Below are 15,124 nucleotides of genomic sequence, written 5' to 3' on the forward strand. Positions count from 1 at the left end.
TAAAGCAATGTCGTTCTGGACACGCCACCAAGTCTTCGAAAAGAACTCGATCATCCTGATCGTCGGCATCCTGCTGGTGATCGCGATCGGCGGTCTCGTCGAGATCACCCCGCTGTTCTACCTCAAGAGCACGATCGAGAAGGTCGACGGGGTCAGGCCCTACACGCCGCTGGAGCTGGCAGGGCGCAACGTCTACGTCCGCGAGGGCTGCTATCTCTGCCACTCGCAGATGGTCCGCCCGCTGCGTGACGAGGTCGAGCGCTACGGCCACTTCTCGCTGGCGGCCGAGAGCATGTTCGACCACCCGTTCCAGTGGGGCTCCAAGCGCACCGGTCCGGACCTTGCCCGCGTCGGCGCCAAGTATTCCGACGACTGGCACGTGACCCATCTGACCAACCCGCGCGCGATCGTGCCGCAGTCGGTGATGCCGGGCTATCCGTTCCTCAGCAGGAGCGAGGTCGATCCGGACGCGATCGCCGACCACATGCGGACGCTGCGGACCGTCGGCGTGCCCTACACCGACGATCAGATCGCCAGCGCGGCTGCCGATTTGAAGGCCCAGGCCGATCCGGACAATGCCGGCGGCGACGCCTTCACCAAGCGTTACGCCAAGGCCGTCGTGCGCAATTTCGACGGCAAGGCCGGTACGCCGACCGAGATGGACGCGCTCGTCGCGTACCTGCAGATGCTCGGCACGCTGGTCGACTTCAAGATCTACAACGAGAAAGCCAATCTTCGCTGAGAAGGCATGAACGATGAAAGCCATCCTTACAGTCCACAATCTTGCGTCAGATCTCGTGACGACGATCTGGACACCGGTGTTCGTCGCGATCTTTCTCGCGATCATCGCCTACGCATTTTGGCCCCGTAACAAGGCTGCGTTCGACAAGGCAGCGCACCTGCCCTTGCGGGAGGAGTAGAGAACCATGACCGATCATTCTAGCGACATCGATTCCGTCTCCGGCAAGTCAACGACCGGCCACGAATGGGACGGCATCAAGGAGCTCAACACGCCGCTGCCGCGCTGGTGGGTGATCGCCTTCTACCTCACCATCATCTGGTCGATCGGCTATTGGGTCGTCTATCCGGCCTGGCCGCTGATCTCCAGCAATACCACCGGCATGTTCGGCTACTCCTCACGCGCCGACGTCGCGGTCGAGCTCGCCAACCTCGAGAAGATCCGCGGTGACAAGATGGCGGCGCTGGGCACGGCCTCGCTCGTCGATATCGAGAAGGACCCGGCCTTGCTGGCGCTCGCCCGCGCCAAGGGCAAGACCGTGTTCGGCGACAATTGCGCGCCTTGCCACGGCTCCGGCGGTGCCGGCGCCAAGGGTTATCCGAACCTGAACGACGACGACTGGCTGTGGGGCGGCACGCTCGACCAGATCATGCAGACCATCCAGTTCGGCGCGCGTTCCGGTCATGCCAAGACGCATGAGGGCCAGATGCTCGCCTTCGGCAAGGATGGCGTGCTGAAGCCGGACGAGATCGTCACGGTCGCCAATTACGTGCGGTCGCTGTCGGGCCTGTCGACCCGCAACGGATTTGACGCCGCCAAGGGCCAGAAGATTTTCGCGGAAAACTGCGTCGCCTGCCACGGCGACGCCGGCAAGGGCAACCCGGAGATGGGCGCACCGAACCTGACCGACAAGATCTCGCTTTACGGCTCCGACGAAGCGAGCCTGATCGAGACCATCAGCCAGGGTCGTGCCGGCGTGATGCCGGCCTGGGAAGGGCGGCTCGATCCCGCCACCATCAAGGCGATGGCGGTCTACGTCCACTCGCTCGGCGGCGGAAAATAGCGGATCCGCGACACAAAGGCTTCAAACGGGGGTGAACAAAAGTGCCCCCGTTTGAGCTGGATCAACTGACGCGGCGGTGTCGGGTCTAGGTTTAATCGCACCTCTTTTAGAAGTTCCAAGCGATGAACAAGACCGTCAATCCGAACGAGCTGAAGCCTGTGGACGACGTCGGGCCGCTCTATGCGGCCCACCAGAAGGTCTACCCCCAGAGCGTCTCCGGCACGTTCCGCCGGATCAAGTGGAGCCTGATGGCGATCTGCCTCGGCATCTACTATTTCCTGCCCTTCGTGCGCTGGAACCGCGGCCTCGGCGCCCCCAGCCAGGCGGTGCTGATCGATCTGCCCAACAGCCGCTTCTACTTCTTCTTCATCGAGCTGTGGCCGCAGGAGGTCTACTACTTCACCGGCCTGTTGATCGTGGCCGCGGTGGCGCTGTTCCTGATGAACTCGGTCGGCGGCCGTATCTGGTGCGGCTATCTCTGTCCGCAGACGGTGTGGACCGATCTGTTCTACGCGGTCGAACGCCTGATCGAGGGCGACCGGCGCGAGCGGATGAAAAAGGCCAAATCGTCCGATCCGTTGAAGCTCGAGCGCGTCTCCGAGATCGTGCTCAAGCATTCGATCTGGCTGATGATCGCCTGGTGGACCGGCGGCGCCTGGGTGCTCTACTTCAACGACGCGCCGACCCTGGTGAAGGAGCTCGTCACATTCCAGGGGCCGATGCTCGCCTATATCTGGATCGGCATCCTCACCGCGACGACCTATATCCTCGCCGGCTACATGCGCGAGCAGGTCTGCACCTATATGTGCCCGTGGCCGCGCATCCAGGCCGCGCTCACCGACGAATGGGCGCTCAACGTCACCTATCGCTACGACCGCGGCGAGAAGCGCACGTCGGTCAAGAAGGCCGCCGAGCTGCGCGCGCTGGGCCAGCAGGTCGGCGATTGCGTCGATTGCTACCAATGCGTCGCGGTCTGTCCGACCGGCATCGACATCCGTAACGGACCGCAGATGGAATGCATCCAGTGCGGCCTCTGCATCGATGCCTGCGACAACGTGATGGCCAAGATCGGCCGGCCGAAGCGGCTGATCGGCTACGACAACGACATCAACATCCATCGCCGCCAGGAAGGCAAGGCGCCGATCTACCGGATCGTCCGGGCCCGCACCATCGTCTACAGCGCGATCATCGCGGCGGTCGGCAGCTTCATGGTCTATACGTTGGCGACCCGCAGCCTGCTCGACGTCAACGTGCTGCACGACCGCAACCCGGTCGCGGTCAAGCTCAGCGACGGCTCGATCCGCAACGCTTACACGGTGCGGCTGCTGAACAAGAGCGGCTACGATCGCGCCATCGCCATCGACGTGGAGGGACCGATCAATCCCACGATGCACGTCGTTGGCGTCGATTCGGTGACGCCGGATCGGCCGATCATCGTGATCCCGCGCGACTCCACCAGCGAGCTGCGGCTGCTCGTCACCGCGCCGGCCGAGAACAATCCGGAGAAGTCGATTCCGGTCCGCTTCCACGTCATGGACATCGGACTGGGCGTGGCCGCGAGCGCCACCGACAATTTCGTCGCGCCGTAAGTCGAGGAGACCATCATGTCATCCAAGCCGCTGACCGGAACCAAGGTCTTCCTGATGCTGGTCGCTTTCTTCGGCCTCGTGATCGGCGTCAACGTCACCATGATGAAGCTGGCGATCGCGACGCTGCCCGGCACCGAAGTCGACAGCGCCTATGCTGCCGGCCTGACCTACGACCGCGAGATCTCGGCGGCGCAGGACCAGGCGCTGCGCAAATGGAAGGTCAATGCCCATATCGAGCGCCGCAACGACGGCGGTGCCGTGGTCCAGGTCGAGGCGCGCGATGCCGGCGGCCAGCCGATCTCGGGGCTGAAATTCGGCGGACGCCTGGAGCGGCCGACCGACAAGCGCGCAGATCTCGCCGTCGAGCTCACCGAAGCCGGTATCGGCCTCTATCGCGGCGATGCCGCATCCGTCGCGCCAGGCCAGTGGGACCTGGTGATCGAGGGCGAGGCGCGGGGGACGCGCGTGTTCCTGTCGCGCAACCGCGTGATCCTGAACTGAAGGATTTTGTCATGCACGTCACGCGGGATTTCTCGCACTACGTCCGGGCCGCGGGCGAGGGCGTCCAGCACATCGATCTCGCGGTCGAAGGCGTTCATTGCGCCGGCTGCATGGCCAAGATCGAACGCGGCCTGTCCGCCATCCCCGACGTCACGCTGGCGCGCGTCAACCTCACCGACCGCCGGGTCGCGCTGGAATGGAAGGCGGGCACGCTCGACCCCGGCCGCTTCATCGATCGGCTCGAGGAGCTCGGTTACAAGGCCTATCCGTTCGAGACCGAGAGCGCGGAGGTGGCGGAGGTCGCCGAATCGCGTTTCCTGCTGCGCTGCCTCGGCGTCGCCGCCTTCGCCACCATGAACGTGATGATGCTGTCGATCCCGGTGTGGTCGGGCAACGTCTCGGACATGCTGCCGGAGCAGCGCGACTTCTTCCACTGGCTGTCGGCGCTGATTGCGCTGCCGGCGGCGGCCTATGCCGGCCAGCCGTTCTTCCGCTCGGCCTGGCGCGCGCTGTCGGCGAAGACGACCAACATGGACGTGCCGATCTCGATCGGCGTGATCCTCGCGCTCGGCATGTCCGTGGTCGAGACCATCCACCACGCCGAGCACGCTTATTTCGACGCGGCGATCATGCTGCTGACCTTCCTCCTGGTCGGCCGTTTCCTCGACCAGAACATGCGGCGGCGGACCCGCGCGGTCGCCGGCAATCTCGCCGCGCTGAAGGCGGAGACGGCCGCCAAGTTCGTCGGTCCCGACGAAATCTCGCAGGTGCCGGTGGCGGCCATCAATCCCGGCGACATCGTGCTGCTCAGGCCCGGCGAGCGCTGCGCGGTCGACGGCACCGTGATCGAGGGGCGTTCCGAGATCGATCAGAGCCTGATCACCGGCGAGACGCTCTATGTCACGGCCGAGCAGGGCACGCCGGTCTATGCGGGATCGATGAACATCTCCGGCACGCTGCGGGTGCGGGTCTCGGCCGCCTCCGAGGCGACGCTGCTCGCCGAGATCACCCGGCTGCTCGACAACGCGCTGCAGGCCCGTTCGCGCTACATGCGCCTCGCCGACCGCGCCTCGCGGCTGTACGCGCCCGTGGTGCATGCGACCGCGCTTCTGACCATCCTCGGCTGGGTCATTGCCGGAGCGTCCTGGCATGATGCGATCGTGACCGGCGTCGCCGTGCTGATCATCACCTGTCCCTGTGCGCTGGGGCTTGCGATTCCGACCGTGCAGACCATCGCCTCCGGCGCGATGTTCAAGTCCGGCGTGTTGCTGAATTCCGGCGACGCGATCGAGCGGCTGGCCGAGGCCGACCACGTCATCTTCGACAAGACCGGCACGCTGACGCTGCCCGATCTCGAAGTGATGAATGCCGCCGACATCCCCGTCGACATCTTCGAGCTCGCCGGCCGGCTCGCGCTGTCGAGCCATCATCCGGTCGCCGCCGCCGTCGCGCAGGCCGCCGGCGCCAGATCGCCTGTCGTCGGTGCGGTCGAAGAGGCCGGGCAGGGCGTCCGTGCGATCGTGGACGGCGTCGAGCTTCGCCTCGGTCGCCCCTCCTTCTGCGGCGCGGAGGCACTGGTCGGCAGCGTCGATCCCGAGGCCTCCATCGTCGCGTTCAGCAAGGGCAGCGAGAGATTCGTCCTCTCGGTCCGGCAGGGCCTGCGTCCGGATGCGAAGGCCGTGATCGCCGCGCTCAAGGCGCGCAACGTTGGCATCGAGATTCTCTCCGGCGATCGCGAGGCGGCCGTGAAGTCGGCGGCCAGTGCGCTCGAGATCCCCGAATGGCGCGCCGGCGTCACGCCGGCCGACAAGATCGCGCGGATCGAGGAATTGAAGCAGCGCGGTGCCAAGGTGCTGATGGTCGGCGACGGCATGAACGACGCGCCCTCGCTGGCGGCGGCCCATGTCTCGATGTCGCCGATCTCGGCCGCGCATCTGAGCCAGGCCACCGCCGATCTCGTCTTCCTCGGCCGGCCCCTGGCCCCGGTCGTTGCCGCGATCGACGCCTCGCGCAAGGCGCTGCATTTGATGCGGCAGAACCTCTGGCTCGCGATCGGCTACAACGTCCTCGCCGTGCCGGTCGCCATCAGCGGCGTCGTGACGCCCCTGATCGCGGCGGCTGCCATGAGCGGATCGTCGATCCTGGTCATGCTGAATTCGCTACGCGCGCGCAGCACCTCGCGGGAGATCGTGTGATGGAGATCCTGGTCATCCTGGTCCCGCTGGCGCTGATGCTCGGCGGTGCCGGTCTCGTCGCCTTCCTGTGGTCGCTGAAGAGCGGCCAGTACGATGATCTCGACGGTGCCGCCTGGCGCGCCATCGCCGACGACGAGCCGGCGCCGAAAGCCCCAGCCAAGCGCTAGCGCTTCAGGGCGAAGGTGAGCAGGGCCGCGGCGGCAAGGGCCGCGCCGACGCCGACCACGCATGCGGGCCATCCGAAAGCGTCGAACAGGCGCCCGAGCATGGCCGTACCGACCAGCCCGCCGCCGAAATAGCATGCAAGATACGTCCCGCTGGCAATGCCGCGGTTTTCAGTCGCCGCCTGTCCGACGAAGCCCGTGGCGGCGGCCTGCGCGAAGAATGTGCCGACGCCGACCAGAACCATGCCGGTGAGCACCTCAGGCAGCCGCGCTGTCAGCATCAGCGGCAGGCCGATGCCAGCAACGGCGAGCGCCCCCCAGATCGTGGGACGCGTTCCGAGCTTTGATGCCACCCTGCCGGCCAGAAGCGTCGTGACGACCGACGGCAGGAACACGAAATAGACGAGGCCGAGATCCATCATGCCCAGCGCCAGCGGCGGGCGCACTAGCACGAAATTGACGAAGGTAAAGGTGCCGATGAAGGCGAACAGGATGCAGAAGCCGATGCCGTAGGCCGCGCGCAATCGCGGATCGCGCCAATGCGCGATGGTGGCGGCAAGCGGCGAAGCCGTCGGCGTCATCGCATGCATCGGTTGCACGCGCCGAATGGTGAAATAGACCAGCGCCGCGCCCGCCAGATTGAGGGCCGCGAACAAATAGAAATTCCAGGCGAGGCCAAGGCCATCGGCAACCGCCGCCGAGATCAGCCGGCCGACCAGATTGCTGGCGACGTTTCCGGTGATGTAGGCCGCGAAGGCGCTGCCGGCGTCCATCGCGCTGCATTGCTCCCCGAGATGGGCGAGGGTGAGCGCGAAGGCGGACGCCATGCACAGGCCCTGCGCGACCCGCAAGGCAGTAAAGACGGCAAGATTTGGCGCCGAGGCGAGCAGGCTGGTGGGGATCGCCAGCAGCGTCAGGCTGAGCAGGATGCCGGTCCGCCGATCGATGTGCGGACTGAAGAAGCCGACGACGAGGCTGGCTATGGCCATGCCGAAGGTGCCGGCGTTGACGGCAAAGCTCATCGCAGCGGGCGTGACGCCGTAGTGCCGCGTCAGCGAAGGCAGGATCGCCTGCGTCGCGAACAGGTCGACGACCGTCAGGAATGCGGTCAGCCCGATCACGACCGAGCGAAGCACGAGACCGGACAAATGCGCGTCCATCGCCATTGCGGACGGCTTGATCGGCGTGGAAAGGTCGGTCATGGCGTGATTGTCCGCATATTGTGGGTGGTCATTCCGGGATGGCGCAGCAGCGCCAGGCCCGGAATGGTGGGGATGCAAGCCCCAAGCGCGTCCTTACATGTGGTGGTCGTTGGGATCCTTGCGGACGTCGCCGACATAGAGGATGACGGTCTCCTTGCCGAGGTTCTTCCACCAATGCGAGGTGCCGTGGACCTCGGGACGGATGTCGCCGGCCTTGTGCATGATCGGATCGACGCAGTTGGAGGCGTATTCGACGATCTCGCCCTGCTGCACGAAGATCAACGCGGGACGGTCGTCATGGCTGTGCCACGGCACGATGCCGCCGGGCGCGATGGTCAGCTTGCGGAAGCGCAGCTCGCGACCCTCGATATGGGCGGGCTGCTTGCCGAGGTCGATGGCGCCCAGCGTCACGTCGGTGACGCCCACCGGCTTGTAGTCGACCATCTGTTGTGCGTTCGGCTTGACCTTGTCGGCTGGGCATTCACCCGCGACGACCGGCTGCGACGCGAATGTCAGCGCGCCGACGACGGCGAGGCCGGACCAGACCAGGCGCGACAATGTGGGATGCTTGGACATGGGAAGTCTCCTGTGTTGGCCGCAACCTCGCTGGTCGCCGGCTATGACGGGAGCTTGGTCGAGATCGCGTCGATCCTGAAATGCCGGCTTGCTCTCGATGCGATAGCGATGCGCTATGTTGATGCGCGGCGGCTATCGATCCGATTGGGTAACGGCATTTCCGCATTCGTCCCTTTCGGCGTCCGATGACAGGGCGGGCTCGATTGGCGCCCGGTTTCGCGGCCGCCCCTTGCGGTCGGCCGAACCGGGAAACTAATATTCACCGAATGCAATGCCGGAGCAGAAGATGACATCTCTCTCGCCAGCCGATGCCGAACAGCTCAGGCTTGCCTTCCAGCGCTGCCGCGACATGGACGGCACGCTGAACGAGCAGCTCCGCGCCTATGCCGATGCCAGTCGTGCGGTCTTTCCGGCCTATGGCGAGGCAGTCGATCGCCTGGTCGCGAGATTGGGCGGGAACGGCGGCGGCGAGACCGCGCCGCGTCCGGGCGATGCGATGCCGCCGTTCATGCTGCCGGACGAGGGCGGACGTCTGGTCGCGATGCCTGCGCTGCTGGAGCGCGGTCCGCTCGCCGTGATGTTCTTCCGCGGCCATTGGTGTCCCTATTGCAGGCTCAATGTCCGTGCCGTGGTCCAGGCACTCGACCGTATCAAGGCCATGGAGGCACAGGTCGTCGCAATCATGCCGGAGACGCAGGAATACACTGGTCAGCTCAAGGCCGAATCCGGCGCGCCGTTTCCGATCCTGACCGATCTCGACAACGGCTATGCGCTGTCGCTTAATCTCGCGATCTGGCTCGGCGCCGAGATCCAGCACCTGTTGTCGTATCAGGACATGGCGAAATTTCACGGCAATGACGGCTGGATGCTGCCGATCCCGGCCGTGTTCGTGGTCGGCCGCGACGGGATCGTCAAAGCACGGTTCGTCGATCCCGATTTCCGCAAGCGCATGGAGATCGATGATCTGCTCGCGGCGCTGGAGAGCGCGAACCGGGAGAACTGAGCACTTCTTCCTCTCCCCTTGCGGGAGAAGGTGGCGCGGAGCGCCGGATGAGGGGTATCTAGCCCCATACAGGGATGTCCGCCGAGATATACCCCTCACCCAAGTGAGTTCGGATCTGCCAGCGTCGCTGCCCTCTCTCACAAGGAGCGAGGGCGCAGCAATTCGCATCTCGCTAGAGCGAGGGTGCTCGCCTTGCTAGCCCGCAATCTCCCGCCAGTCGGCGCCGCGCAGCATGCGCATCACGGCGTTGGCGACCGCCGTGCGCTGCCGGCCGGCCACGCCGTAAAGGCTGACGGTGCGGCGGGCGTCCAGTCCGGCGACGGTGGCGCGGGTCAGCGTTTCCGGCAAAGGCGATGTGTGCGGCACCATGGCGACGCCGATGTCGGCTTCGACCAGCTCGATCAGATCGCGCTCGCTCGAAATCTCGTGGCCATGTTCGATGCCGTGCTCGCGCAGGCTCGCGGCAATGCGGCGCGAATGCTCGCAGAAAGTCCGGCTCAGCAATTGCTCCGAGCGCAAATCGTCCAGCTCGATGCTGCTGCGGCCGGCCAGCCGATGTCCGTCGCCAACGACGAGCTCGAAACTCTCGGTGAACAGCGGCCAGGTGTCCAGCCGGTCCCAGGCCTCGTCGATCTCTGCGGCGATGCCGAGCTCGGCTTCTCCTTTCTTGAGGAAATCGGCGACCTCGCGGCTCGTTCCGCGCAGGAAGCGCAATTCGAGCCGGTTGAACTGCCGCCTGATCTCGTTGAGGTGCGGAATCAGCAATGCCAGATCGATCGAATGCGTCAGCGCGATACGCAGCGCGCCGACCTCTCCGCTCCTGAACGAGGAGGCGAGCGAGCGCGCGCCGACCGCGGCATCATAGCACTGCTTCAGCAGCGGATGCATGCGCTGGCCGAGCTCGGTCAGTTGCGCCGCCGGTCGCTCGCGGCGAAACAAGTCGCCGCCGAGTTCGGCCTCGAGCTGCTTGATCGCGCGCGTCAGCGAAGGCTGCGTGACGTTGCACTCCTCCGCCGCGCGCGTGAAATTGAGCAACTGCGCCACCGCGAGGAAATAGCGGACCTGGTGCATTTCCATGGATCGGCTCCCAGCAAGATCGGCCGGAAATCTAGCCGATCGAAGCGGGAAATGACATCCCGCCTGCGATAGCGCGGACGTATGGAGTCGGAAGCCAGCCGGTATTTCCGTTTGGGCCGGCGATCCTCCAGGGTTCTGCGAAGGCTTGAAACCCAGTCATCGCCAACGGAGACCGTGCCATGAACATACCGCTGAAGCCGCAGACATCGCAGCCTGCACGCGCGCTGGCTGGCAGGGTCGCGCTCGTCACGGGCTCGACCAGCGGCATCGGTCTCGGTATCGCACGTGCCCTGGCCGCGGCCGGCGCCGATGTCGTGCTGAACGGCCTCGGCGTCGCCAGCGAGATCGGCCGGACACGCGAGCAGATCGCCGCCGAGTTTGGCGTCAAGACGAGCTACTCGCCGGCCGACATGACCAGGCCGAGATCGATCGCCGAGATGATCGCGGCGACCATCGCCCAGTCCGGCCGGCTCGACATCCTCGTCAACAACGCCGGCATCCAGCATGTCGCGCCGCTCGAGCAATTTCCCGTCGAGAAATGGGACCAGATCCTCGCGATCAACCTGACCTCGGCCTTCCACACGACGCGGCTCGCACTGCCGGCGATGCGCCAGAACGGGTTTGGCCGGATCATCAACATCGCCTCCGCGCACGGGCTGGTCGGCTCGCCATTCAAGGCAGCCTATGTCGCCGCCAAGCACGGCATCGTCGGTCTGACGAAGGTCACGGCGCTGGAGACGGCGGAGGAGGGCATCACCTGCAACGCCGTGTGCCCGGGCTACGTCTATACGCCGCTGGTCGAAGCGCAGATCGACGGGCAGGCCAAGGCGCACGGCATCTCCCGTGACCAAGTCATCCGCGACGTGCTGCTGGCGCAGCAGCCGAACAAGCACTTCGCCACGGTCGAAGAGCTCGGCGCGCTGACGGTGTTCCTGTCGACGGACGCGGCCGCTTCGATCACCGGCATCGCGCTTCCGGTCGACGGCGGCTGGACCGCGCATTGAGATGGGCCGGCGCAACAAGCCGCAGCGACGTGTGAATATTCGATCGGTGCAAGCTCACCAGGAGCGAGACATGAACGGTATGCAGGACAACACGCAGAGCAAGGGCGCGGATCTGCCCGGGCAGGTCGTGCTCGTGCTCCAGGGCGGCGGCGCGCTCGGGTCCTACCAGGCTGGCGTATATCAGGCGCTGCATGAAGCCGGGATCGAGCCGGACTGGATCATCGGCACCTCGATCGGCGCCATCAATGCCAGCCTGATCGCGGGCAACGCGCCCGGCCAGCGGCTGGCGCATTTGAAGGAGTTCTGGAAGCGGATGGAGCAGATTCCGGTTTGGAATCTGCGCACCGCGTTTCCCGGCTTCAACGAGAAGCTCACCTATTGGTCGACCGTCACCAACGGCATTCCCGGCTTCTTTCGCCCCAATCCGCTGGCGCATGCCGGTGATTCCTATCCGCTGGGAGCGGATCACGCCGGCTTCTATTCGACCGCGCCGCTGGAGAGGACGCTGCTCGAGCTGGTCGACTTCGGCCTGGTCAACCGCTGCTCGCCGCGGCTGACGGTCGGCGCGGCCCATGTCCGCAGCAGCCAGATGCGCTATTTCGACAGCCGCGACGGCAAGCTGACCGTGAAGCATGTGATGGCCTCGGGCGCGCTGCCGCCGGCGTTTCCGGCAGTGCGCATCGACGGCGAGCTCTATTGGGACGGCGGCATCCTCTCCAACACGCCGACCGAAGCCGTGTTCGACGACAATCCGCGCAGGAATTCGCTGATCTTCGCCGTGCATCTATGGAATCCGATAGGCGCGGAACCGACGACGATGGCGGAAGTGCTGAACCGGCACAAGGACGTACAATATTCGAGTCGTATCGCGAGTCAGATCGCCCGCCAGCAGCAGGCCCACCGCCTGCGGCACGTCATCAACCAACTCGCCGCGCGCCTCTCCGAGAGCGAGCGCCGCGACCCCGCAGTGCGGGAATTGATCAGCTACGGCTGTCCGACCCGGATGCATGTCGTGCGGCTGCTGGCGCCGCAGCTCGATCGTGAGACCCATACCAAGGACATCGACTTCAGCCCGTCCGGCATCATGCGGCGTTGGGACGCGGGCTATGCGCATACGCGGTCTGTGCTCGAACGAAAGCCGTGGCTCGGCGAATTCGATCCGCTCGCCGGTGTGGTGCTGCACGAGCATATGGATGTGCTGCCGATGGCGGCGGAATAGGACGGCTCTTTCTTCATCGAATTGCCACAGGCCTTGCGGATCGTCGGTCATTCCTCGCAGCCGAAGGCCGCGCAGATGGTGTCCGCGAACGATCTCGAGGCAACGCTCGATCAGGTCCGCGCCAACGCAGCGGGAGCGGTGGCCGGCGTGTTCGGTCCCGACACGCTGACCTGGCGGATCGACCGCGAGGCCGTCATCTTTCTCGGCGCCGGACGCGCGCTGTTGTTGCAGCTGGCCCATCCCTGGGTCGCCGCCGCCATCGCCGAGCACTCGAAGACTCTTGCCGATCCGATCGGGCGCTTTCATCGCACCTTCGACATCATGTTTGCCATGGTGTTCGGCTCGCTCGACCGGGCGCTGCTGTCGTCGCGCCAGCTGCACCGGCGTCACAGCATGATCATCGGAGAGATGCCCGAGACGGTCGGCCCGTTTGCGGCAGGTTCGCGCTACCACGCCAACGACATCGCATCGCTGCGCTGGGTTCATGCGACGCTGGTGGAGTCCGCGCTGATGGCGCACGACCTGGTGCTGCCAGCTCTCTCGGCGGAAGAGCGCGAGCGTTACTGGAGCGAGAGCCGGCTGTTCGGTGCCTTGTTCGGGTTGACGGCAGACGATCTGCCGGCCGACTGGTCCGGCTTTACCGCCTACACCGCGGCGATGGCGCAATCGGAGACGCTGACCGTGAGCCCGGCGGCACGCGAGATCGCGACGCAGATTTTCGCCGGCGCACGCCCGTGGCTGCGGCCGCCGCGCTGGTACCGCGCGCTGACGGCGCGGATGTTGCCGGAAAGGCTGCGCGCCGGGTTCGCCTTTGCGCTCGACGCGAACGACGAGAGGGCGGTCGACAATGCACTGCGATGGATCCGGCGCGTCTATCCAAGACTGCCTGACCGGCTGCGCTATGTCGGCCCCTACCAGGAAGCACAGGCGCGCCTGCGCGGCGAACCGCAGCCCGACTGGATGACGCGCTGCCTCAACCGCGCCTGGATCGGACGGCCGCAGATGGACATGCGCGGGAAGGGGTGAGGGCCCGATCTCTCGTGTCCCGGACAAGCCGGAACGCGCAAGCGTTGCGGCGCAGAGCCGGGACCCAGCGGCCTCGAACTCCGACGCGCCATGGGCCCCGGCTCAGCAGCGCACCGTCGAGGAGACGCTGCGCTGCGTCCGGGGCACGAGAGGGGGAGTGAGGGCGCGTTCTCTCTCCACACGTCATTGCGAGGAGCACTTGCGACGAAGCAATCCAGGCTGCCTCCGCGGAGACGGCTTGATTGCTTCGCTGCGCTCGCATTGACGGAGCGTGTGTGGGCGCGCCGTCGCGCCTCACACCGACGCCAGCTTCCGGTACAGCGCGCTGTAGCTGCCCGCCGAAACACTCCAGGAGAACGATCGTCCCATGGCGCTGCGGCGCATGGTGTCGAGCTGGTCCTGCGCCATGAAGGCCGAGAAGGCCCGGCGGACGCCGCCGAGGAAGGAATCGCGCGAGGGTTTCGAGAACAGGAATCCGGTCTCGCCGTCGGTGATGGTCTCGGCGAGGCCGCCGGTCTGGTGCCCGATCGGCAGCGAGCCGAAGCGCTGGGCGTACATCTGGCTGAGGCCGCACGGCTCGAAGCGCGACGGCATCAGGATGAAATCGCTGCCCGCAAAGATGCGGCGCGCCTGGGCGTCGTTGAAGCCGATCGCGACGCCGATGGCGTCGGGGCGGCGGCGATGCGCGTCGATCAAGGCCTGCTCGAGCGCCGGCTCGCCGGATCCGGTGACCACGATCTGCCCGCCGGCATCGACGATCTCGTCGGCGGCCGACAGCACGAGGTCGATACCCTTTTGGTGCACGAGGCGCGCGACGATGCCGAACATCGGGCCGCGAGAGACCGCAAGCCCGAACTGCTTGCGGACGTAGTCCGCATTGGCCCTCTTGCCGACCCAGTCGCCGGCGCCGAACTGCTGGGCGAGCTGGGCGCAGGAGCGCGGGTCCCAGCTCTCGTCGATGCCGTTGAGGATGCCGGTGAGCTCGGCGGCGTCCGAGCGCAGGCGGAGCAGGCCCTCCAGACCGCAGCCGAACTCGGCCGTGGTGATCTCGCGCGCATAGGTGCCGCTGACCGTGGTGAGGTGCGAGGCGTAGACCAGGCCGGCCTTGAGGAAGGAGAGCTGGTCATAGAACTCGATGCCGTCGATGTGGAACGAGCTCTCCGGTGCGCCGATCCGCCGCAGCGCGTCCTTCGGGAAGAGGCCCTGATAGGCGAGGTTGTGAATAGTCAGGATCGACGGCAGCTTGGCGCCCTGCCAGGCGAGATAGGCCGGCACCAGCGAGGCCTGCCAGTCATTGGCATGGATCAGGTCTGCTGCCCAATTCTTGTCCAGCTTGCCCATGGCCAGCTCAGCGGCCGCCGAGGCAAAGCGCGCGAAGCGGATGTCGTTGTCCGGCCAGTCGCATCCGGACTCGTCGCCATAGGGATTGCCGGGCCGGTCGTACAGTTGCGAGCAGAGCAGCACGTAGACCGGCAGTCCGTCCTTGGTCGCGGCCCGGCCGAGCGAGCAGGCGGGCATTTCCGCGAACGCCGGGCAGCGGCCAACGATCTGAATATGCGTGAGTTGTTCGATGATGTCGCGATAGCCGGGCAGCATGACCCGGATATCGGCAAAGGAGCGAAGGGCGCGGGGGAGGGCAGCGGACACGGCGCCAAGGCCGCCGACGCGGACGAAGTCGTCCATCTCTGTCGTGACGAACAAGACCCTCAAGAACAGCTGCCCTCTTCCGATCCCGTTTGCTGCTATGCAAGAACGGGTCCAGTTGC

At 65.9% G+C, this 15,124-nt stretch carries 16 protein-coding genes; 12 read left to right on the forward strand and 4 right to left on the reverse strand.

Translation table 11 applies throughout. The features are described from left to right. Positions 1-7: 7 nt before the first annotated feature. The 7 genes from ccoO (at position 8) to ccoS (ending at position 6,254) form a co-directional block, all read left to right on the forward strand. Positions 8-742, forward strand: a complete 735-nt coding sequence (gene ccoO / locus E4K64_RS04075; protein WP_135162286.1) for a cytochrome-c oxidase, cbb3-type subunit II — start codon at positions 8-10, stop codon at positions 740-742. A gap of 13 nt (positions 743-755) precedes the next feature. Continuing rightward, on the forward strand, positions 756-920 hold the full coding sequence (locus E4K64_RS04080) for a cbb3-type cytochrome oxidase subunit 3 (protein ID WP_025034779.1): 165 nt from the start codon (positions 756-758) through the stop codon (positions 918-920). A gap of 6 nt (positions 921-926) precedes the next feature. After that, positions 927-1,802, forward strand: a complete 876-nt coding sequence (gene ccoP, locus E4K64_RS04085; RefSeq protein ID WP_135162287.1) for a cytochrome-c oxidase, cbb3-type subunit III — start codon at positions 927-929, stop codon at positions 1,800-1,802. A 122-nt stretch (positions 1,803-1,924) separates the two neighbouring features. Beyond that, entirely contained in the window at positions 1,925-3,391 is a 1,467-nt protein-coding gene (gene ccoG / locus E4K64_RS04090) for a cytochrome c oxidase accessory protein CcoG (protein ID WP_135162288.1), read from the forward strand. Positions 3,392-3,406: 15 nt separating this feature from the next. Next, entirely contained in the window at positions 3,407-3,892 is a 486-nt protein-coding gene (locus E4K64_RS04095) for a FixH family protein (RefSeq protein ID WP_135162289.1), read from the forward strand. Between the two features lie 11 nt (positions 3,893-3,903). Then, a complete protein-coding gene (locus tag E4K64_RS04100; protein WP_135162290.1) occupies positions 3,904-6,087 on the forward strand; it encodes a cation-translocating P-type ATPase in 2,184 nt (727 codons plus the stop codon). Further along, positions 6,087-6,254 carry a cbb3-type cytochrome oxidase assembly protein CcoS gene (gene ccoS, locus E4K64_RS04105; RefSeq protein WP_135162291.1) on the forward strand — a complete coding sequence of 56 codons (168 nt, stop codon included), beginning with the start codon at positions 6,087-6,089 and terminating at the stop codon, positions 6,252-6,254. The genes E4K64_RS04100 and ccoS overlap by 1 nt, the downstream gene beginning before the upstream one ends. On the opposite strand, the gene E4K64_RS04110 is transcribed toward ccoS, so the two are convergent. Together E4K64_RS04110 and E4K64_RS04115 are read right to left on the reverse strand one after the other, a co-directional pair. Further along, entirely contained in the window at positions 6,251-7,453 is a 1,203-nt protein-coding gene (locus E4K64_RS04110; protein ID WP_135162292.1) for an MFS transporter, read from the reverse strand. The genes ccoS and E4K64_RS04110 overlap by 4 nt on opposite strands. A 93-nt stretch (positions 7,454-7,546) precedes the next feature. Beyond that, positions 7,547-8,029, reverse strand: a complete 483-nt coding sequence (locus E4K64_RS04115) for a cupin domain-containing protein (protein ID WP_135162293.1) — start codon at positions 8,027-8,029, stop codon at positions 7,547-7,549. 15 nt (positions 8,030-8,044) lie between these two features. Here E4K64_RS04115 and E4K64_RS04120 point away from each other — a divergent pair, with 15 nt between their 5' ends. Then, positions 8,045-8,218 carry a hypothetical protein gene (locus tag E4K64_RS04120; protein ID WP_167771795.1) on the forward strand — a complete coding sequence of 58 codons (174 nt, stop codon included), beginning with the start codon at positions 8,045-8,047 and terminating at the stop codon, positions 8,216-8,218. A 97-nt stretch (positions 8,219-8,315) separates the two neighbouring features. Next, positions 8,316-9,032 carry a peroxiredoxin-like family protein gene (locus tag E4K64_RS04125; protein ID WP_135162294.1) on the forward strand — a complete coding sequence of 239 codons (717 nt, stop codon included), beginning with the start codon at positions 8,316-8,318 and terminating at the stop codon, positions 9,030-9,032. 195 nt (positions 9,033-9,227) lie between these two features. Here E4K64_RS04125 and E4K64_RS04130 read toward each other — a convergent pair whose 3' ends face one another. Continuing rightward, positions 9,228-10,109 (reverse strand): LysR family transcriptional regulator, encoded by an 882-nt coding sequence (locus tag E4K64_RS04130; protein WP_167771796.1) that lies wholly within the window; start codon positions 10,107-10,109, stop codon positions 9,228-9,230. A 179-nt stretch (positions 10,110-10,288) separates the two neighbouring features. Between E4K64_RS04130 and E4K64_RS04135 the strand changes: the two genes are divergently transcribed. From E4K64_RS04135 to E4K64_RS04145, 3 genes are all read left to right on the forward strand, one after another. After that, on the forward strand, positions 10,289-11,113 hold the full coding sequence (locus tag E4K64_RS04135) for a 3-hydroxybutyrate dehydrogenase (protein WP_135162296.1): 825 nt from the start codon (positions 10,289-10,291) through the stop codon (positions 11,111-11,113). 70 nt (positions 11,114-11,183) lie between these two features. Then, on the forward strand, positions 11,184-12,332 hold the full coding sequence (locus E4K64_RS04140) for a patatin-like phospholipase family protein (RefSeq protein WP_135162297.1): 1,149 nt from the start codon (positions 11,184-11,186) through the stop codon (positions 12,330-12,332). 75 nt (positions 12,333-12,407) lie between these two features. Further along, on the forward strand, positions 12,408-13,358 hold the full coding sequence (locus tag E4K64_RS04145) for an oxygenase MpaB family protein (RefSeq protein WP_167771821.1): 951 nt from the start codon (positions 12,408-12,410) through the stop codon (positions 13,356-13,358). Between the two features lie 294 nt (positions 13,359-13,652). Here the strand turns inward: E4K64_RS04145 and glgA are convergent, their stop codons facing one another. Beyond that, complete coding sequence (gene glgA, locus E4K64_RS04150) at positions 13,653-15,068, reverse strand: glycogen synthase GlgA (protein ID WP_135162298.1); 1,416 nt, start codon at positions 15,066-15,068, stop codon at positions 13,653-13,655. Positions 15,069-15,124: the final 56 nt, after the last annotated feature.

The organism is Bradyrhizobium frederickii (genome assembly GCF_004570865.1).
Classification (GTDB): domain Bacteria; phylum Pseudomonadota; class Alphaproteobacteria; order Rhizobiales; family Xanthobacteraceae; genus Bradyrhizobium; species Bradyrhizobium frederickii.